Raw genomic sequence first — 19,824 nt, 5'->3', positions numbered from 1 at the left:
ACCCCGCCCCGCCTCCGTGCGTCAGGTGGTCAGCGGATGCGCGTGCGCAGTGCTTCCGTCGACGTCACGCCCTCGTCGATGACCGCGCGCGCGGCGTCGCGCAGTGCCTCATCCTCGCCGACGTCCCAGAGCAGCACGCCAACCGGGGCACCCGAGTCGTCGCGGTAGTAGAAGACGCGGCTCGCGTCGGACTCGCCCGATTCGGGCAGTTCCGCCTCGAGCACGTCGAGGTCGGGATCGAGCGTGCCGACCGCCTCCCACCGCGTGCCGAAGACCATCGAGTAGAAGTACGGGGTGTGCGAGTAGGGGTCGGTGGCGCCTGCCATCGAGCGGCCTACGGCGGTGCCCATCTCGGTGGCGTTGTCGACGTGCTCGACGCGCGTCTGCCCGAGCACAGGGTCGGGGTAGACGGCGATGTCGCCGGCCGCCCAGATGAACGGGTCGCTGGTGCGCAGCTGCTCGTCGACGACCACGCCACCCTCGTCCACGACGAGGCCTGCCTCCTCCGCGAGGTCGACGACGGGGGTCACACCCAGCCCGAACACCACGAAGTCGGCCTCCGTCTCAGCGCCGTTGTCGAAGACGACCGTGACACCCGTGGTGGCGGTCGGCGATGCTCGCACCTCGGAGGCGGCGGCTTCCGCCGCGACCCCGTCGGCGGCCTGCGCGGACGCATCCTCGAGCGTGTGCGCATCCGCGGCCACCTCGAAGTCGGCACGCACCTCGTCGCGCACCGTCTCGACGCGCCGCCCCGGGATGAGGCCGACGCCGTGCTCGACGTAGAGCTCCTGGAATCGCGACGCGAGGGCGGGCGGGAAGGTCGACGCGCCGAGCACGTCGTCGGGGAACACCAGGTCGACCTCGACGTCGTTCTGGGCGAGGGCCGCGGCGATCTCGGTGCCGATGTAGCCACCACCGACGACGACGGCGTGCGAGCCATGGGCCGCCAGCGCGCGGAGGCGCCGGTAGTCGCTCGCCGAGCGGAAGAAGAAGATGCGGTCGCTCTCGGGTGCGGCCACCTCGACGGGCTTCGAACCGGTCGCGATCAGCAGCCTCCCGTAGGTGATGGACTCACCGCCGCCCGTCGTCACCGTCTTCGCTGCACGATCGATGCCGGTCACGAGGGTCCCGAGCGTGATCTCCGCACCCGTCGCCTCGCTCGTGCCGAGCGGCGTCTGGTCCCAGGTGAAGTCGGGGTCGACCCAAAGCTTCTTCGACAGCGCGGGCCGCGCGTAGGGTTCGTCGACGTCAGCGCTGAGGATGCCGATGGTCCCCGCCTCGTCCCGTTCCCGGATGCCGCGGGCCGCCGCATCCGCCACCATTCCGCCGCCGATAATCAGGTAGTCGTAAGCGCTCATGCCATCGAGGCTACGAACCGCGCTCGGGTGGCCGCTGGGAACGGTCAATGCTCGAGGGCGGAAAGGGCCGCAGCCGTCGTGCTGTGCGCAAGTCGTCGCACACGGATGCTCTCGCGGCGGTTGCGGGGGGGTGACCCACCCCGCAACCGCCGCGAGAGTCGTCGTGCCGACCTCAGTTGAGGCTGAAGGTGGTGGTCTGGGCGTTCCCGGCCAGGTCGAAGACGGTGAGGGTATTCGTTCCGGTGACGGCGCCGAATGCTCCCGGTGCGATGTGGTTCACGTCTGACCACGTGTTGTCAGTGAGGTCCTTCACGACCCCGTTGAGCTCGACGCGATCGACCTTGCCCGCATCGTGCAGCTTGTAACTCACCATGTCGTAGCCCGCACCCGTCTGCGTCGTGAACTCCGGCCCGGATTTCAGCGTGATGCTCGGTCGTGTCGCGTCTATGGTGAACGCCTGCGTTCCTGTCTGTGAGACGTTCCCCGCGTTATCGTGGGCATTGAATCTCAGGGTGTAGTCACCATCCGGAAGAGCGACGGTGGCCGTGTGGGAGCCGCTCGTGACTCCGTTCAGCGCGGTCTGGGTGCTCTTGACCAGCTGCGAGCCCCGATACACATTGGCGACGATCTTCTGCAGGCCTCCTTCATCGTCGGCATCCACGGAGATGGTGAGCTCTGGGAGCGGTGTGTTCGAGGTGGGGGCGATCAGCGTGACGCTCGGACGTTCCTTGTCGGGTTCGGGTGCTCCCGGTGCGTCGACATAGGCGATGTTCGGAACCGGTGGCTCCTCCATGTCGTGCCCGAGGAAGTAGTCGACGTTGTTCGACTGCTGGTAGCCCTTCAGCGTGACGCCGTTGCGGTAGGCCGGATTGTGGGCGAGGGTGGAGAGGCGGGTGTCGGTCGCCTGATCGGTCGTGAAGATGACGAGCTCGTCGAAGGCGGCGTTCGGCAGCACGACTTCCTCACGCCAGTCGCCGAGGATGTCGGCGATCAGCGTGGGGTAGACCGAGTTCCCGGCGCCGGTCACGGCCCCGAAGTCCCCGAACGTGAGGATGCGCGGCACGGATTCGCGATCTGTCGGATTGGCCGGATCCCACTTCGTCAGACGTGCATCCCGGTTGTCTGGGACAGGGGCGTTGTCGAACAGCTCGCGCAGCGGGTCGCCGTCCCACCAGACCCCCAGGTGCGGCCAAGGCTGCTTCGAGGTGTCCGGTTCTGTCAGCGAGTTCGTGGGTGCGTTGTAGACGCCCGTGGGCACACTCTCGTGGTAGTTCACCTCGCCGTCGTTCGACCATGTCTCCATCCCGGGGAAGCGCGGGTCGATATCGGCGACCATCCCGCGCCCCGCGTCTGCGAGTGGTCGATCGGAGTAGTGCTTCCAGATGATCTCCCCGGTTGCCGCATCGTAGTAGTAGTCGAGCAGCTTGGCCGGGTGGTCCTGCTGAACGCCGTAGCCCTCGAGACCCGGACGGCTCGGGTCGATGTCGGCGATGTACCAGCGGTCCCCATGGATGATGTCCTGCGGGGCGAGGCTGTAGCGCAGCGTGCCGTCGCCGTTCAGCAGGAAGCCGATCTCGCCGAGTTCGTCGCGTCCGTCGCCATCGACGTCGATGATGCGGGTGTTGTGCCCGTCGGGCAGGTCTTGATCGCCTCTGAGGAACTTCCATTCCTGTGTGAGGGCCTCGCCGTCGAACTGCCAGGCCAGGTACATGAGGTTGAAGCCGGCGCCGCTGCCTCCGCTGTTCCCGATCCGATTCTTCAGGAACCCGACGAGGCTCGGGCTGACGCCATCCAGGTGGCCGACCCCGAGCCTTGCGTACATCGGACCGTCTGAGCGGTAGTCGCCTGGCACCGGGGCGTGCGCACGGAGCGCGCCCGTCGTCCCATCGAGGATCGCCATGGACTGGCCGACGTCGTCGGTGTGCTCCTCGAAGACCGTTCCGTCACCGAACGTCACGCCGTTGGCGATGCGGATCGCGACTTCGGCCGTGCCGTCGCTGTCGAGGTCGTAGACGGTGACGCCGTCGTTGTGCCCGACGTCGATCGTCGAGGATCCGCCCTCGATGTTGTTCTGGTCGATGCTGTTGCGGCCCAGGTCGACCGCCCAGAGGAACGTGCCGTCGCTGCGGTACGCCTCGATGGATTGGGGGCTCGTCTGGCGGTCCACCACGTAGTCGTACGCGCCATCGCCGTCGAGGTCGCCGACCCACACGAACTTGATCGGGCCGCCTTCTCGCAGCGGGACCCGCACGGCCGGCTCGATCGCGTGGTCTGCGTCGAGGGTGAAGGAATCGCCCGGGGCCGGCTCGATTGCCGACCCCGCGACGCGCACGCGGTAGGTGTTCGAGGAACCGAGGTCCGCGGTCTCGTCGATGAAGCTCGTCGCTTCGACGATCGGCTGCTCGGTCAGCGGCGTGAACGGCCCGTCGTCGGTCGACCTCTCCAGGGTGAAGGCGGTGTCGGCGGGATCGAGCCCCAGCAGTCGCCAGCTGACGTGCACGCTGGTCTCCGAGGCGCGGACCGCGACGATCCCTCGGTCAAGCCATTCCATCTGGCGACTCGTGCTCGCATCCTGCGCCGCGTCCGAGGCGGTCGGGGTGCTCGGTGATGCGGCCGCGGGAACTGCGTACAGCGCTGATCCCGCGATCACGCACGCAGATACGACGGCCAGGTACCGGGTGAGGGCAGTCCTCGGTGAACGTCTTGGGAAGTCCATCCATCTCCTCCTTGAAATGGGATGCACCCGCGGTGGGTGCTGCATCGAGCATCCACTGCAACGCTTCCCAGGATCGAGAATCGTGCAAAACCGTTCAGAGCTCGAGCGCCGGCCGTCCGAGCGCAGCGAGATCGCGTGCGCGCACGTCGATTCCCGGCTGGACGCATCACCCGCGCGTCCTTCGCTGCAGCGGCGCTGCAGCCAGCTGCTTCGCGTGCTGCGTGCGTGAGCGGTCACATCCGTCGCCCGCGCCCGCAGGGATTCAGAAAGCTCAGGCTATGGTCGCCAGGTCGTGGGGATGGATCTCCGACCGTATGCTCCGCGTCGTCAGGTAGAGCTCCACCTCGTCGACGACGTGGTCGCCGATGCGCCGCAGCTCGTTGCCCATCGAGCCCGCGATATGCGGTGTCAAGACGGCATTGGGCAGGTCGAACAGGGGGTGGTCGCCTGGAAGCGGCTCAGGATCGGTCACGTCGAGCACTGCCCTGATCCGTCCGGTGCGCAGCTCGTCCACGAGCGAATCCGTGTCGATCAGTCTGCCGCGCGCCGTGTTGATGACCGTGCAGCCGTCGGAGAGCAGTGCGAGCTGCTCGGAGCCGATCATGCGATAGGTCTCCGGCAGTGACGGAGCGTGGATGCTGACGATGCGCGAGCGGCGCAGCAACTCCGGCAGCGAGACGAGCGTCGCGCCAAGCGCGGCTGCCTCCTCGGAGGAGATCGAGGGGTCGTAGAGCAGCGCTGTCATGTCGAACGGTCGGAGCAGCTGGAGCACGCGGCGCCCGATGCGCGAGGCGCCGATGATCCCGACGGAGATCTCATACGTGCCCACGGGGGCGATCGGGCGCGCCGACAGCAGATCTCGCGTCTGCGTGAACCGGCTCGCCGAGCGGAAGACGCCCTTCGCCTCCTGCAGGATCATGGCGAGCGTGTACTCGGCGACGGGCAGCGCGTTCGCGTCAGCGCTGCTCGAGACGCGGATGCCACGCTCCCACAGGGCAGGTGAGACAATGCGCTTCACTGATCCTGCTGCATGGAAGATGGCCCGAAGCCGCGGCCACTGCTCGAGCATCGCCTCGTCGAATCGTGGCGCGCCCCATCCCGAGATGATGAGTTCCGCCTCAGCGGCCGAGTCGGGGATGCGGGGGGACTCGCCGCTGATGACGGGGTCGGCGAGGCCGACCGACGCGCGCAGGCGCGCCATCGCCGCGGGCTTGAAGAGCTCAGGCACCAGCGCGGCCGAGTCCATGACCATGAACGCGGTCGGCTTGGTGCTCGTGGCCGGCACCGCGCTGAGGACGGGTTCGGCGCTCACGCTGCCGCCTCTGCACTCGAACGTCGAGGCACCTGGTGCGTCGTCCCGTCGGCCCAGCGGATGACGATGACGGTCTCGGAGACCTCCACCTGAGGCGGAACCAGGTCCTGCGGCAGGGGTGCGGAGGTCAGGCTCACGTGTGCGGCCACGACCTCGCCCTCCTCCACCTCGCCGGTGCCGCACCAGGGTGTGGCCGTCGACGCCCCGCCCATCGGGGTGTCGCCGGATCGCTCGGTGACTCCGGCGGTCGCGAAGCCGCGCAGGCCACGGACGTGCGTCGTGAGACCGTCAGCGCGGGAGGCAGTCGCTGTCGGCGCATCCGTCAGACGCCTCGCCGCCGCGCTGGCCTCAGCGGGGGAGCAGGGCAGGGGCCAGCCACCCATGCGGATGCGCCATGGCCCAGCATCGCGAGGCCACACGGCGTCGGCGACCACGGCTGCGCCCGGCCACGCGCCATTCTTCGACACCTCACCATCAGCCACGTCCCACCACGCGAGCCGCACCTCGTGCGCGTCGTGAACCACAGAGGCGACCGTCAGCACAGGCCCCACCCGCAGCCCGGACCACGAGGCCACGTCCCCGACACCGCCGTTCCCGTCTGCGCCCGGCAGATCCAGCCAGTGCACTCGCGACCGCGACACGGCCACCGCGTCCGACTGGAACACCCGCTCGATCGCGTCCCGGTGGGAGGCCAGACCGCGCGCATCCAGGAGCGCGACGTGCGAGTCGAGCGGTGCCGCGATCGATTCGCGGGAGAGATCGGGAGATGTGAGGTTCGAGTAGGTGATGCGCCCGTAGAAGGGGTCGTCGGCACGCGGTGACCCCGGTGCCCACTTCGCGCCGTCGGAACCGTGATTGAACATCCGCACGATGCCGTCCCGGGTCCGGGCGACCAGCCAGCCTGGCGCTCGCAGCGACTCGATCTGGTCGCGTGGCGCCTCGAGGCCGCTCGGCTGGGTCGACCATTCGGCATGTTCCGGTGGGAGGAGCAGCCCTAAGAACCCCTTGCTGGCCCAGTAAGGAGAAGAGGAGCTCGTGTACACCTGTCGGATCCGCTCGAACTCCCCGTGCCAGCCGATCGTGAGGAGGCCGCGCCCGTCGATGGCACCCGCGTCGATGAAGTGGTCGAGCACGCTGCCGGCGAGCTGGCGAGTCGCCCCGGTCTCGAACGGGGAGGCCTCGGCGAGCACGCCAGCCCAGAACGGTGCGAGCATCCCGAACCTGTACGTGAGCGACCGGCCCTGGAACAGCGGGGCACCGGTACTGCCGACGAAGAGCCTCGCCTGCGCGAGGTAGGCGCTCAGCCGCTCCCGATGCAACGGCTCGAGCGGTCGTCCGTCGATGCGAGCCCTCAGCAGCGGGTAGACGTGCCAGGCCCACCCCGCGTAGTAGTCGTAGTGGGAACGGCGCCCCGTGGCGCTCCGGCCGTCCGAGTACCAGCCGTCGCCGACGTACAGAGCTTCCTGCGTATCTTCGTTCCGGTCGAGGTCGGCCTGGCTCCACGGTCCGCCGACGCTTCTCAGGAAGGCCTCGATGACGTTCTGGAACCAGATCCAGTTGTTCGTATAGCCGGTGGTCCCGACGATTCCGCTGAGCCACTCGACCGTGCGCTGCCTGACGGCATCGTCGAGCACGTCCCATAGCCAGGGGCGGGTCTCCGACAGGGCGATGGCGATGGATGCGCCCTCGACGACGGCCTGTCGGCGCTCGGCGACCGTCGGCCACCGCTCACTGCTCGACGGGTCCGTTCCCGCGGCGAGCCCCCGCGCGTAGCGCTCGAGGAGGCAGGACGGGTCCTCGCCGCGTGCACCACCGACGCGGAACGAAGCCAACAGGAACGTGCGTGCGTAGCCTTCGAGCCCGTCGCTCCACCGCCCTGACGCGCTCGAGAGGCCGGGGAGGTTCCAGAGCGACTGAGACGGCGAGGCATAGCTCGAGGCGGCACCGGCGAGGCGATCCGCGAGCACCTCCAACCCCTGGCGCGTGCTGAGATCGGCTTCGCTGCCGTGCGACGTGGTCATGACGTCGATGGTGCACGGAATCGTGCAGCGCGTACAGTAAACGCACAATAACGATCAGACGCGGGCAGAGCCGCCTGCGTCCAGCACGGTCTTCAAGGGAGAAGAGATGCCGGACTCGACACGCGGTCCCCTGTCAAGAACACGCCACGCCTTTCTGCTCCGCGAGCTCGAGCTCCGAGGGAGCGTGACGGCGGCGGACGCCGCCCAGTCCCTCGGCGTCTCGCAGGTGACGGTCCGCCGCGACATCGTCGAGCTGGAGAACGCCGGGAAGCTGGCCCGGGTCCACGGTGGCGCGATCCGCGCGGTGGCCAAGTCGGCGCCGAAGGCCGCGCGAGTGGACGTCGGGGTCATCGTGCCCTCGTCGGTCAGCCACTTCCCGGGGATCGTGCGTGGCATGGAGGCCGCCTCCCACGCGCTGCGTGCCCGCATCGTGCTCGCCGTGTCGCACTACCGCCCTGAGCTCGAGCGGCGCCAGGCGGAGCGGCTCATCGACATGGGGGTGCAGGGCGTCGTGCTCGCGGCGACCCTCAACCCGAGCCGCGAAGACGAACTCGGGGCTTGGGTGAGGGGCCTCCCTGTGCCCGTGGTATTCCTCGAGAGACGCCTCGACTCGACGGCGCTCGCATCCTTCGATGCCGCCAGAACAGACCATGCGCGAGGGGCGACGCTCGCCGTCGAGCACCTCGCCGGTCTCGGCCACGGGCAGATCGCGCTCGCCCTCTACGAGCGCACACCCACAGCGCCGCTCATCCGCGACGGCTACGAGCGAGCTGTGCGCCGGCTCGATCTGGCACCTGCACCGCAGATCGCGCTCCCCAAAGGCGAGGGGGACGCATCCGGCACCGAGCTCGACATCGCACTCGAGCGCATCCTGGACGACTGCATGAGCTCGAAGACGACGGCGATCGTCGTGCACACGGACGTCCACGCGGCCAGGCTCGTCGAGCTCGCGAGCGACCGGGGGATGCGCGTTCCGGAGGATCTCGCGGTGGTGGCCTACGACGACGACACGGCTGCGTTGGCCATGGTCCCGCTGACGGCCGTGACGGCGCCGCGAGCCGATCTCGGACGCGAGGCCCTGCGCATCCTGGTCGAGCGGATCGCGCAGACCGACGGAGGGGCCACCGCCAAGCATCTCGAGCTCGTGCCGACGCTCACGGTGCGAAGCTCCTGCGGTGGAGCCTGATCATTTTTGTCCATTTGCTCACTCCCAAGACCGTCCGTGCCTACAGTCGGGGAACCGCGACGGGTGTCGGAGAGCAAGGAGGCTTTCATGTGCGGAGCGTGCAGGCAGACGTCTCGCATCCATCCACCCGCCGCGCAGATCTCGCTGTTCGACCGGCCTGCTCCAAGGCCCAGTGCACGCACAGCCCAGACCCGACATCTCGGAGGACCCCTGCAATGAAGCACTCAACTCGCCTCGTCAGCCTCATCGCCGCATCGGCCGTCGGAGCCACGGCGCTCGCCGGATGCGCCAGCGGTGGGAGCGACTCGGAAAACGTGACCCTCAACGTCGTCTGGTGGGGCAATGAAAGCCGCGCCGACATGTACGAGCAGGCCATCGATCTGTTCGAGACGCAAAATCCCGGCATCACGGTGAACGGCAACTTCGCCGACTTCTCCTCCTACTGGAACGCACGCTCGACGGAGACCGCAGCCCGCTCGCTGCCTGACGTCATGCAGTTCGACCAGGCCAACCTCGTGCAGTTCGGGCAGAACGGGCAGCTGCTCGACCTGTCCCCGTACCTCGGCAACCAGGTCAACACGGGCGAGATGGACGACGTCGTCATCGATGCGGCCACCGTCAACGGCACGCAGGTCGGCGTGCCCGTCGGGACGAGCACGCTCGGGCTGTTCGTCGATCCCTCGCTGGTCGAGCAGGCTGGCGTCGCGCCTCTCGACCCCGACTACACCTGGGAAGACCTGAACACCTGGGTCAGTGACGTCACTGCCTCCGGCATCACGACACCAGACGGCAACGCCGTCTACGGGGGCTTCGATCACGGCATCACGATGTGGTTCTTCATCCAGTGGCTGCTGCAGGAGGGCGTCGAGCCGTTCACCGAGACCGGTGAGTTCGGTTTCACCAAGGACGACGTCACCGAGTTCATGTCCTCGACCTCCGCGCTCCGCGACGCCGGCGCATTCGTGCCGCCGGCGCGCATCACGCAGCTCGCGCCCGCCGACGGCTTCGCGGCCGGCGAGGCGGCCAGCTCGCTGACCTGGGACAGCTACTTCGCCCGCTACACCGACATCGAAGACCTCCAGACGCTGCCTGTTCCGACGGGCTCCAACGGAGAGAAGGACATCTTCTACACCGTCCTGCACATGGCCGGCGCCGCCAACACGGAGCATCCGGAGGAGACGGCGAAGCTGCTCGACTTCTTCGCCAGCGACCCGGAGGTCGCCAACATCTTCGGCACCTCGCGGGGCATCCCCACGAACCCGGCCCAGCTGGACGCACTCGAGGTCGAGGATGGCTCCCTCGAGGCTCAGTCCATCGCCTACCGCGAGTCCCTCGAGGGCTACGAGACCGTCAACACCCCGCAGCTCCCGCCGTACTTCGCAACTCTCGAGTCCGCCTGGGTGAGTCTCAACAGCGACCTCACCTACGGCACCATCACGGTCGAGCAGTTCGCCGACCAGTGGTTCGCGGAAGCCCAGCAAGCCGCGCTCTGAGCCCCTCCGAACCGAGTTGAGGACATCATGACGACCACCGTCGACCCGCCGAAGACCAGGGCACCGGAACCGAGACCACCATCGAAGCCGCCGCGCGCGTCCGGGCGCGCGCCGAAGCGACTCCACGGCAACCAGAACCGGGCGGGCTATACCTTCCTGCTCCCCTGGCTCGTCGGCTTCATCCTGCTGACGGTAGGGCCGATGGCTGCGTCACTGTACCTGTCCTTCACCAGCTACAACCTCTTCCAGCCGCCGCAGTGGATCGGCTGGGGAAACTACGCACAGCTCTTCAACGACCCCAAATTCCTGCAGTCATCGCAGGTGACACTCGTCTACGTGCTCGTCGGCACGCCCATCAAGCTCGCGGCGGCGCTCGCGGTGGCGATGCTGCTGAACAACGCCCGTCGCGGCCAGTCCTTCTACCGGTCGGCGTTCTATGTGCCCTCGCTCATCGGCGCCTCCGTGTCGATCGCGATCGTCTGGCGTGCGATGTTCATCGATGACGGCATCGTCGAGCGCATCACCTCAGCCATGGGCCTCGACTGGGGTGGCTGGGTCGGCAACCCCGACTTCACGATGTCGATGTTCATCCTGCTCGCGACCTGGCAGTTCGGCGCGCCCATGGTCATCTTCCTCGCGGGGCTGAAGAACGTCCCCCGCGAGCTCTACGAGGCGGCAGAGGTCGACGGTGCCGGTCCTTGGCGGCGCTTCTGGAGCATCACGCTCCCCATGCTCTCGCCGGTGCTGTTCTTCAATCTGCTGCTCGAGACCATCAACGCGTTCCAGGTGTTCGCCTCGGCGTACATCATCTCCGACGGGACGGGCGGTCCTGCCGGCTCCTCGCTCTTCTACACGCTGTACATGTACCAGCGCGGCTTCGAGGACCTGCGCATGGGGTATGCCTCGGCCATGGCCTGGGTGCTGCTCATCGTCGTGGGCATCATCACGCTTATCTTCTTCCGCACGTCGAAGGCTTGGGTCCACTACGGGGGTGACACCAAATGACACAGGATGCTCTGGTCACGCGCTCGATAGCCACGAACGGCGACGAGACGGTGCAGGTCGGACGCAAGCGCCCCAGGCAGAACCTCCGATCGACGGTCTTTCACGTCTCGTCGCTCGCACTGCTGATCGTGGTGCTCTACCCGGCGGTATGGATGATCATGTCGTCGTTCAAGCCGAACGACCAGATCGTCGGCAGCGTCAACATCTGGCCGGAGGAGTTCACCCTCGAGAACTACGCGCAGGCGTTCGACGGCATCGCCGGCGTCTCCTTCTGGACGTTCTTCGGCAACTCGCTGCTCCTCGCCGTGATCTCCGTGGTGGCCGTCGTGGCATCGTCGTCGGTGACGGCCTACGCGTTCGCGCGTATCAAGTTCGCCGGCCGGAAGGTCTGGTTCGCGCTGATGATCGGCACGCTGCTGCTGCCGTTCCACGTCGTGATCATCCCGCAGTACATCGTGTTCAGCCAGGTCGGGCTCGTGAACACGTTCGTGCCGCTGCTGCTCGGCAAGTTCCTCGCCACCGAGGCGTTCTTCGTCTTCCTCATCGTGCAGTTCATGCGCGGGGTGCCGCAGGAACTCGACGAGGCCGCTCGGCTCGACGGTGCCGGCCACGGGCGCATCTTCTTCTCGATCATGCTTCCCCTCATGCGCCCGGCACTCGTGAGCAGCTCGATCTTCGCGTTCATCTGGACCTGGAACGACTTCTTCGGGCCCCTCCTGTACTTGAAGAATCCCGACCTCTACACGATGCCGATCGCGCTCCGCCTCTACGTCGACTCCACCTCCACGTCCGACTTCGGAGCTCAGATGGCGATGGCGGTGCTCGCCCTGGTCCCGGTGCTCGTCTTCTTCCTCATCTTCCAGCGCTACATCATCGGCGGCATGGCGTCGTCGGGAATCAAGGGCTAGCCGATGACGAAGACGGTGAAGCGCGCCGAGCGTGCCCGGGCGCTGCATTCCGCGGGGTTCAGCCTGTTCGGCGAGATGCTCCTCGTGGGGGTCGTGTGCGCGCTCCTCTTCGTGCCGTTCATCACGGCGGTGGCGGGTGTGGCGGCCGGTGTCAGGCACCTTCGCCGTCACGTCGACGGCCGCAGCGACACCATGCGCGAGTTCCTGGCGGACGCGTGGCGGTGCGTGCGCGCTCTCGTCGGCTTCGGCGCCCTGTTCGTCCTCTGGATGCTGTGGCTGGGGTTCGACCTCTGGGCGCTGACCCGGTTGGAGATCCCGGGAGCCTCGGTGGTCAGCGTGGTCGTGGCGCTGGCCGGGGTCGCGAGCCTCGTTGCGGTGCTGCGGCTCGTGGGCCGCTGGAATCCAGCTGCGCCCATCCGTCATCAGTTGCGTGCGGCGGTGCGGCTCGTCTGGCGGGACCCTGCTGGCAGCGCGCTGCTGGTGTTCGCGCTCGGCCTCGCGGTCCTGCTGGTCTGGATGTACCCGCCCATGTTCATCGTCACGGGCGGGGTCATCTCGCTGGCCGTCGTGGGCGTCGAGCTGCGGCCACGGTCTCGCGCGCCGTTCCGTCGTCTCGCGGCGGAGGTCGACGAGGAGCGGTATGCCTGACCGGGTGCCTTTCGACAGGCGACTCGTGCGTGGCGCTGTGGCGCTGGTCGATTCCGAGGACGGGCTCATCCCTCTTCGGCTGACCGAGGAGAGCATGCAGGTTCTCCCGGACGACTGGGTGCGCCGGTGCGCGAAGCAGACATCTGGGGTCCGCCTTGCTCTCCGAACGGACGCCACCCGGCTGGAGTTGGACGTGCGTGTGCTCAGGACGCTGTCGGTCGATGGGGCGGGAGCGCGCGTCGGCCCGCTGCCGCAACCCGGCGCCTTCGACCTGGTCGTCGACGGTGTCTTCGCAGGGCGAGCCGTGGCGCCCGAAGGTGCCCACCACAGGCTGGACTTCTCGACGAAGCGCGGGTCGGCAGACACGGCACCACTCAGTACCGTCGTGTTCGACGGGCTTCCGGGAGTCGACGCCGAGATCGAGGTCTGGCTGCCGTTCGAGGAGATCACGACCCTGGTCGCCCTGCGTGCGGACGGAGAGGTGGAACCCTCGCGGCGTCAGCAGACTCGTTGGGTGCATCACGGGAGCTCGATCAGCCAGGGCGTTGGCGCGCGTTCCGGCGCGAGCACGTGGCCGGCCATCGCGGCGCGGGAAGCCGGGCTCGACCTCCTCAATCTCGGTCTCGCTGGGAACGCCGTCGTCGACCCGTTCGTAGCGCGGACCCTCAGGGACGCTCCTGCGGACCTCATCAGCGTCAAACTCGGCATCAATGTCGTCAACCACGACGTCATGCGACGGCGCGCGTTCGAGCCGGCCGTCGAGGGCTTCCTCGCGACGATCAGAGACGGACACCCGAGCACGCCGCTGGTCGTGGTCTCGCCGGTGCTCTGCCCGTTGCTCGAGGATCTGCCGGGGCCGACCTACGCCGCAGTGACCTCCGACGAGTCTCGCTGGTACCTCACGAAGGGGACCGAGGCTGAGGTGGCCGAGGGCAAGCTCTCCCTCTCGGTGGTCCGCGAGGTGCTCGCCGAGGTCGTCGAGCGCCGTCGGCGACTCGGCGATGCCCAGATCTGGTACGTGGACGGTCGAACGTTGTACGGCGAGCAGGACTGGGCCGCGCATCAGCTGCCGGACAACCTCCACCCCGCTGCGGAGTCGCACGTGTCGATGGGACGGGCCTTCGCGGTGGAGCTCATGCGGCTCGGTCTGGCTGCGCACGTGCGGGATCGTGTTCCCGCCTCCATCAGCTGCGGCGGGTCGCCCAGCGTGCGAGACGGGAGATGAGCTCGACATGAGCGTGCGACTCGTACGAGCGCTCGTCGTGGCCGAGGAGGTCGACGGCGACGCGAGACCTGCCGGCCTCCCGCACCCAGGACGTCGGGGAGAGGTGGCCTTCGTGGGTGTGCTGGGCCACGACGTGACTGCGGCCGACCTGCTGGAGGCGCAGGTAGCGTTCGTCGAAGACGGTGAAGTCGTCGACCTCGTCGCCGTCGGGCAGCGAAAGGCCGCGTATCTCCGCGACGCCTGCCGGCGGGTGCCAGGAGAGCTTCGGCATCCAGATCGCACCGGTGGCTTCAGCCCACTCCGGGTAGTCGCGCAGCGAGGCGGTCGCCGAGTGCATGGCGAGGACGCCCAGACCGTCCCGGAGCGCCTCGGCAAGCCCCGTGACCGACGAATCCGGTGCGCTCTGCGTGGAATCACCGCGCCACGGGTCGCCAGCGTTGACGACAAGCAGATCGACGTCGACGAGGTCGCGCATGGCAGCGTCGACGTCGTCGCGGATCCGCACCGTGAAGCCGCACCGCTCGAGCAGCGCGCCGAGCAGGGGCGAGGTGCGCTCGTAGGGGTGCCACGGGTCGGCGTAGCGTCCCGTCCCGCTGGCGATCAGTGCTCGCATATCCGCCTCCCTGAAGCGTCGACGTGGTCATCTTCCAGCCTAGCGGCATCCAGTAAGCGCTTTCCAACCGTGATCGGCATCGGATGGAGCACACGCGCGACGACGAGGACGGGGCCGAGCCGACCATGTATGTGAGATACCAAGACGACGGGGTTGTCTTCCTCGACGGCGACCGCACACTTGCCCGCTACCATTCCGCGCCGTCCGAGCAGCAGTCCGACTCGCCGCGCCCATACCTCGACGTGTTCGACGTGCAGGGCCGCGCCCTGACGCCGAGTGGACCGCCTGCCGACCACCCCTGGCATCGGGGTCTCTCGCTCGCGCTCGCGTACGTCGGCCCTCACAATTTCTGGGGTGGCCCGACCTTCGAGCTCCGGGCCGGCTACCGGCAGCTCGCGAACAACGGCACGCAGCGCCACCGCGAGTTCGCCGACCTCCCCAGCGGCGGCGGGGACTCCCCGGGTGCTGTTCACGCTGCGCGTGCCGATGGTCCTGGTGCCGGTGCTGCCGCCCTGGACGGCGTCGCTGGCTTCGATGAGCGGCTCGACTGGCTCGCCCAGGACGGGCGCCTCCTCCTGGCGGAGCGGCGCCGTATCACCACGACGCGACTCGACGGCGAGGCGTGGGCGCTGAGCTGGCGCAGCGAGCTGGTCAACGTCGCGGGGGAGACCCTCGCCTTCGGATCGCCGCAGACCAAGGGGCGAGACAGTGCCGGGTACGGGGGCATCTTCTGGCGCGGGCCGGTCGAATTCGTCCACGCTCGGACCGAGCTCGTGGCCGTCGGTGCCACCCCGTCCGCGGACACCACCTCACGGGATGGCGGCGCCCTGAACCCCGCCCTTGCGTTCATCGAACCGAACGCGAACATCGGGGTAGCTGTCCTGAACCACGAACCGGTGGACTCCGACTGGTTCACCAGAACTGACGAGTACGCCGGGGCCGGGCCTGCGCCCTTCGCCGACTCAGAGACCGACGTCGAGCCCGGTGGCAGGCTCGAGCTCGCAGCGACGTTCGTCTTCGGGCCCGCTGACATAGAAGACCACCTGCGGTGCCTCGACTCGAGTCGACTCCGCGAGCTTCATCACCCGCATCCAGCCCGCACAACCCCCTCCGAGGAGGAGACACCATGAACGCATCGCTGCGCTGCGCCATCGTCGGCACCGGAGACGTCGCCCATCTGCACGCGCGAGCCGTAGAGCGCCATCAGCAGGCGACGCTCGTCGCGGTCACGAACCACACACGCAGCAAGGCGGACGCCTTCGCCGAGAAGTGGGGTGTCCCCGCGGTCTACGACACGCTCGAGCTGCTGCTCGAGGCTGAGCGGCCTGATGTCGTGCTCATCTGCACTCCACCGGCGGTGCACTGCGAACAGACGGTCGCCGCTTTCGCGTCTGGCGCCCACGTCGTCGTCGAGAAGCCACCGGCGCCCTCGCTCGAGGAGCTCGACATCATGAGAGTCGCTGCTGCGAACGCCGGACGAGAGCTCGCCGTCGTCTTCCAGCAGCGCACCGGTACGGCGGCGGCCGCGGCACGCGAGCTCCTGCGCTCAGGTGCGCTCGGGCGTCCGCTCATCGCGGTCTGTCAGACACTCTGGTTCCGGCCCGAGGCCTACTTCGACGTGCCCTGGCGAGGCCGGTGGGCGACCGAGGGTGGCGGGACCACGCTTGGGCACGGCATCCACCAGCTCGATCTCCTCGCCTATCTGCTCGGCGACTGGTCGAGTGTGCATGCCCGGCTGTGGCGCCTCGCACGCGACACGGAGACCGAGGATGCGTCGACCGCGACCATCGTCTTCGCAGGCGGCACCGTCGCGCAGGTCGTGACCAGCGCGGTCTCGCCGAGGCAGCTGAGCTCGATCCGCATCGACACGGAGAAGGCGACGCTGACACTCGACCACGTCTACGGGCACGGTCACGAGAACTGGAAGGTCACGCCGGCGCCTGGTTTCGAGGGCGAGGCATCGAGCTGGCAGTGGCCGGAGGTCGAGGAGCGCAGCGATCATGAGCCGCTCCTGCGGGATGTGTTCGACGCGCTCCTCGCCGGCGCGCCACTCCCCGACACAGCGCAGGAGCCCGCGCGTTCGTTCGAGATCGTGGCCGCCATGTACGCGTCGGCGGCCGACGACGGGAGGGTCGTGACTCCCGCGAGCCTCGCCGTGCATCCGACCCACCGCAGAGGATTCGAAAGCCCGGTGATCGAGCTGCGCCCCACCGCCGACTGAGACGCGAGCAGCGGGTGCGCACGTGCATCCGCGGCTCGTACCGATACCGCCACCCCGGACGCCGAACGCAGCTGATCGGGATGGCGAGGAAACCGCTCGCTGCGCCTGCTGCTTGTCAGGCGCGCCCTTTTCGGGTTATGTTGGAGCAATCGGGAAAGCGGTTACCGTAACGTCCTCCTCGTCGACGAGACCCTCATCGACGGGCCGCCGCTCTCACCGAGTTCCCTCTTACAACGATGTAAGGAGCTCCGCATGACGAGCGCAACCACCAACACCCCGGTCATCGGCTCGCCGAGCGATGCCACCCGACCCGTCCCCGCGAAGCGACGCTCCATCGCCAAGGGGCTCTCCGGCTACACCTACCCGGCCATCTTCCTGATCGTCGCCTTCGCGGCCTGGTGGGCCGTGACCGAGACCGGAACGGTCGCCTCCTACATCCTGCCCTCGCCGGCCGACACGCTCGCGGCGTTCACCGACAACCCGCAGTACCTCTGGGACAACACGTGGGTGACCACGGTCGAGACCGTCATCGGCTTCGCACTCTCAGTGGTCCTCGGCATCGCCGTAGCCGTCATCATGGTCTACTCGCGCACCCTAGAGCGCACCTTCTACCCGCTCATCCTCTTCGCGCAGGTCATCCCCAAGATCGCCATCGCCCCGCTCTTCATCGTGTGGATGGGGTTCGGACCGGAGCCCAAGATCCTCGTCGCCGTGCTCATGGCGTTCTTCCCGATCGTGATCGCCGGCATCAGCGGGCTCCGCACGATCGACCCGGAGATCCTGGAACTCACGAGCACCATGGGCGCCTCGCGGTGGAAGACCTTCGTGAAGGTGCGCTTCCCGGCCGCCCTCCCGGAACTGCTCTCCGGGATGAAGGTCGCCGCGACCCTCGCCGTCACCGGTGCCGTGGTCGGCGAGTTCGTCGGCGCCAACGCTGGCCTCGGCTACGTCATCCTGCAGGCAAACGGCAACGTCGACACGGCCATGCTCTTCGCAGCCCTCATCATCATGTCGCTGCTCGGCATCCTGCTCTTCGCCGTCATCCTCATCGCCGAGCGCTTCCTGGTGCCCTGGCACGCCTCGCGTCGCAACCTCGAGAGCTGACCCGCGCCCCGCGCTGCAGCGTCCATCCACCCAAGACCCCGTACCGAACTACGAAAGGCCCCTCATGTCAAAGAAGACAATCCGAACCGGGCTCGTCGCCGCCGTCGCCGCCAGCGCCTTGCTGCTGACCGCCTGCTCGGGCAACGCATCCACCGAGCCAGCAGCCGGGGGAGGTGACGCAGGAGGCGAACGTGGCCTCACCGACGTGACCCTCATGCTCAACTGGTACCCGTACGGCGAGCACGCGCCGTTCTACTACGGGGTCGAGCAGGGCATCTTCGAAGAGCACGGCATCAACCTCACGATCCAGGCAGGTCAAGGGTCGACGAAGACGGCACAGGCCGTCGGCCAGGGGCAGGTCGACTTCGGCTGGGCCGACACCCCCGCCGTGCTCGCGAACATCGACAAGGGCGTGAGCATCCGCAGCGTCGGCGTCTTCCTCCAGACCACCCCGTCCGCAGTGCAGGTGTTCACCGACTCCGGCATCACGACGCCCGCCGACCTCAAGGGGAAGACGATCGCGACCTCGGCCGGTGACGCGCCGACGACGACCTTCCCGCTCTTCCTCGAAGCCGCCGGCCTCGAAGAAGGCGACGTCACGCAGCAGAACCTCGACGCCGCCGGGAAGATGGCGGCCATGATCAACGAGCAGGTCGACGGCCTCATCGGCTTCGCGCACGACCAGGGCCCGACCATCGCCGCCCAGAGCGGCAAGGACGTCACCTACCTCAAGTACTCCGATGTCGGCCTGAACTTCTTCAGCAACGGCCTCATCGCCAACACCGACCTCATCGAGAGCGACCCCGATCTCGTCGAGAACATGGTCGCGGCCACGTCCGAGGCGTACGCGGCCGCCACTGAGGCCCCAGAAGACGCGGTCGCCGCGATGGATGGCAAGGACCCGCAGATGCCCGCCGCCGAGGTGCTCATCGAGCAGTGGAACAACACCATCCCGCTGCTCACCTCGCCAGAGAGCGACGGCAACGCCCCCGGCGTCAACACGACCGCCGACTGGGAGGCGACCATCGACGTCCTCTCCACCGCGGGACTCATCGACGAGGCCAAGCCCGTCGAGGAGTACTTCGACGCGAGCTTCGAGCCAAGCGGAGCGGCAGAATGAGCATGACGATCAACGAGCGCACCGCCCCCGCCTCGACCGGCGGCAGCCAGGACTACCTCCTCGGCATCGACGACGTCGGCATCCGCTTCGAGACGAAGCGCCGCAGCGTGCAGGCGCTCCGCGACGTCGATCTGCACGTCCGCAAGGGCGAGTTCGTCTCCATCGTCGGTCCATCCGGATGCGGCAAGTCGACGCTCCTCCGAGCCGTCGCCGGGCTCACGATCCCGACCGAGGGCACCATCGAGCTTCGCGGCTCCCGCGTCACCTCGCCGAGACAGGATGTCGGGTTCGTGTTCCAGCGCCCGGCGCTGCTGCCGTGGCGGGATGTGCGTGGCAACATCATGCTCCAGGCCGAGATGCGAAACCTCGACAAGGCCGCGGCGTCCAAGCGCTGCGACGAGCTCCTGGAGCTCACGAGCCTCTCCGACTTCGCCAAAGCGCTCCCGCACGAGCTGTCCGGCGGCATGCAGCAGCGTGTCTCGCTTTGCCGCGCTCTGCTGCATGACCCCGATGTGCTCCTCATGGATGAGCCCTTCGGAGCGTTGGATGCGCTCACGAGGGAGCACCTCAATGTCGAGCTCCAGCGCCTCTGGGCGCAGACCGACCTGACCGTGCTCCTCGTCACGCACTCCGTGCCGGAGGCGGTCTACCTCGCGAGCAGGGTCGTCCTCATGGGGCCGCGTCCCGGCACGATCATCCAGGAGTTCGACGTCGATCTTCCTCGCGAGCGCGAGTACGAGCCGACCCTCGAGGACCCGCGGTTCCACAAGGTCGCCGGCCGCATCCGCGAGCTGCTCGGCAGCCCCATGGGTGGTGACTGACAGCCCCCGAACCGGCGACAGCCACGCGCCAGGCCCGCTCACCCCACGGTGGGCGGGCCTCTTCGCGCGCGAG

At 68.0% G+C, this 19,824-nt stretch carries 16 protein-coding genes; 11 read left to right on the top strand and 5 right to left on the bottom strand.

Annotated elements, in window-relative coordinates:
* Window positions 1-29: 29 nt before the first annotated feature.
* The 4 genes from ACQFZP_RS14355 to ACQFZP_RS14340 all read right to left on the bottom strand — a co-directional run bounded on the left by ACQFZP_RS14355 (window position 30) and on the right by ACQFZP_RS14340 (window position 7,407).
* Window positions 30-1,358, bottom strand: coding sequence for an NAD(P)/FAD-dependent oxidoreductase (locus ACQFZP_RS14355; protein WP_211891762.1), 1,329 nt, complete (start codon window positions 1,356-1,358; stop codon window positions 30-32).
* 172 nt (window positions 1,359-1,530) lie between these two features.
* The gene (locus tag ACQFZP_RS14350) at window positions 1,531-4,074 is read right to left on the bottom strand and encodes an Ig-like domain repeat protein (RefSeq protein WP_211891761.1); all 2,544 of its coding nucleotides are present in this window, start codon (window positions 4,072-4,074) and stop codon (window positions 1,531-1,533) included.
* 271 nt (window positions 4,075-4,345) lie between these two features.
* Window positions 4,346-5,386 (bottom strand): hydroxyacid dehydrogenase, encoded by a 1,041-nt coding sequence (locus tag ACQFZP_RS14345; protein ID WP_307852878.1) that lies wholly within the window; start codon window positions 5,384-5,386, stop codon window positions 4,346-4,348.
* Entirely contained in the window at window positions 5,383-7,407 is a 2,025-nt protein-coding gene (locus tag ACQFZP_RS14340) for a DUF2264 domain-containing protein (protein ID WP_211891760.1), read from the bottom strand. The genes ACQFZP_RS14345 and ACQFZP_RS14340 overlap by 4 nt, the downstream gene beginning before the upstream one ends.
* 106 nt (window positions 7,408-7,513) lie before the next feature.
* On the opposite strand from ACQFZP_RS14340, the gene ACQFZP_RS14335 reads away from it, so the two are divergent.
* The 6 genes from ACQFZP_RS14335 (at window position 7,514) to ACQFZP_RS14310 (ending at window position 13,872) form a co-directional block, all read left to right on the top strand.
* Window positions 7,514-8,593: a LacI family DNA-binding transcriptional regulator gene (locus ACQFZP_RS14335; RefSeq protein WP_211891759.1), complete on the top strand. Its 1,080-nt coding sequence runs from the start codon at window positions 7,514-7,516 to the stop codon at window positions 8,591-8,593.
* Between the two features lie 215 nt (window positions 8,594-8,808).
* Window positions 8,809-10,086 carry an ABC transporter substrate-binding protein gene (locus ACQFZP_RS14330; RefSeq protein ID WP_211891758.1) on the top strand — a complete coding sequence of 426 codons (1,278 nt, stop codon included), beginning with the start codon at window positions 8,809-8,811 and terminating at the stop codon, window positions 10,084-10,086.
* A 27-nt stretch (window positions 10,087-10,113) separates the two neighbouring features.
* Window positions 10,114-11,091, top strand: a complete 978-nt coding sequence (locus ACQFZP_RS14325) for a carbohydrate ABC transporter permease (RefSeq protein WP_211891757.1) — start codon at window positions 10,114-10,116, stop codon at window positions 11,089-11,091.
* Window positions 11,088-11,999 (top strand): carbohydrate ABC transporter permease, encoded by a 912-nt coding sequence (locus tag ACQFZP_RS14320; RefSeq protein WP_211891756.1) that lies wholly within the window; start codon window positions 11,088-11,090, stop codon window positions 11,997-11,999. Before ACQFZP_RS14325 ends, ACQFZP_RS14320 begins: the two co-directional genes overlap by 4 nt.
* A gap of 3 nt (window positions 12,000-12,002) precedes the next feature.
* Window positions 12,003-12,647, top strand: a complete 645-nt coding sequence (locus tag ACQFZP_RS14315; RefSeq protein WP_211891755.1) for a hypothetical protein — start codon at window positions 12,003-12,005, stop codon at window positions 12,645-12,647.
* On the top strand, window positions 12,640-13,872 hold the full coding sequence (locus tag ACQFZP_RS14310; RefSeq protein ID WP_374100770.1) for a GDSL-type esterase/lipase family protein: 1,233 nt from the start codon (window positions 12,640-12,642) through the stop codon (window positions 13,870-13,872). The genes ACQFZP_RS14315 and ACQFZP_RS14310 overlap by 8 nt, the downstream gene beginning before the upstream one ends.
* Here ACQFZP_RS14310 and ACQFZP_RS14305 read toward each other — a convergent pair.
* Window positions 13,832-14,485, bottom strand: coding sequence for a ThuA domain-containing protein (locus tag ACQFZP_RS14305; protein ID WP_211891753.1), 654 nt, complete (start codon window positions 14,483-14,485; stop codon window positions 13,832-13,834). The two genes, ACQFZP_RS14310 and ACQFZP_RS14305, sit on opposite strands and share 41 nt — an antisense overlap.
* 83 nt (window positions 14,486-14,568) lie before the next feature.
* Between ACQFZP_RS14305 and ACQFZP_RS14300 the strand changes: the two genes are divergently transcribed.
* From ACQFZP_RS14300 to ACQFZP_RS14280, 5 genes are all read left to right on the top strand, one after another.
* Window positions 14,569-15,615 (top strand): DUF6807 family protein, encoded by a 1,047-nt coding sequence (locus ACQFZP_RS14300; protein ID WP_211891752.1) that lies wholly within the window; start codon window positions 14,569-14,571, stop codon window positions 15,613-15,615.
* Window positions 15,612-16,706, top strand: coding sequence for a Gfo/Idh/MocA family protein (locus tag ACQFZP_RS14295; RefSeq protein WP_211891751.1), 1,095 nt, complete (start codon window positions 15,612-15,614; stop codon window positions 16,704-16,706). Before ACQFZP_RS14300 ends, ACQFZP_RS14295 begins: the two co-directional genes overlap by 4 nt.
* A gap of 252 nt (window positions 16,707-16,958) precedes the next feature.
* The gene (locus ACQFZP_RS14290) at window positions 16,959-17,810 is read left to right on the top strand and encodes an ABC transporter permease (RefSeq protein WP_211891750.1); all 852 of its coding nucleotides are present in this window, start codon (window positions 16,959-16,961) and stop codon (window positions 17,808-17,810) included.
* 64 nt (window positions 17,811-17,874) lie between these two features.
* On the top strand, window positions 17,875-18,930 hold the full coding sequence (locus tag ACQFZP_RS14285; RefSeq protein ID WP_211891749.1) for an ABC transporter substrate-binding protein: 1,056 nt from the start codon (window positions 17,875-17,877) through the stop codon (window positions 18,928-18,930).
* Window positions 18,927-19,751, top strand: coding sequence for an ABC transporter ATP-binding protein (locus tag ACQFZP_RS14280; protein ID WP_249312508.1), 825 nt, complete (start codon window positions 18,927-18,929; stop codon window positions 19,749-19,751). The genes ACQFZP_RS14285 and ACQFZP_RS14280 overlap by 4 nt, the downstream gene beginning before the upstream one ends.
* Window positions 19,752-19,824 lie beyond the last annotated feature (73 nt).

It is taken from the genome of Pseudoclavibacter sp. Marseille-Q434 (assembly GCF_050315415.1).
Lineage (GTDB): Bacteria > Actinomycetota > Actinomycetes > Actinomycetales > Microbacteriaceae > Pseudoclavibacter.
Note: the sequence above shows the minus strand (reverse complement) of the source record. Positions and strands in the feature narration are given on the sequence as shown.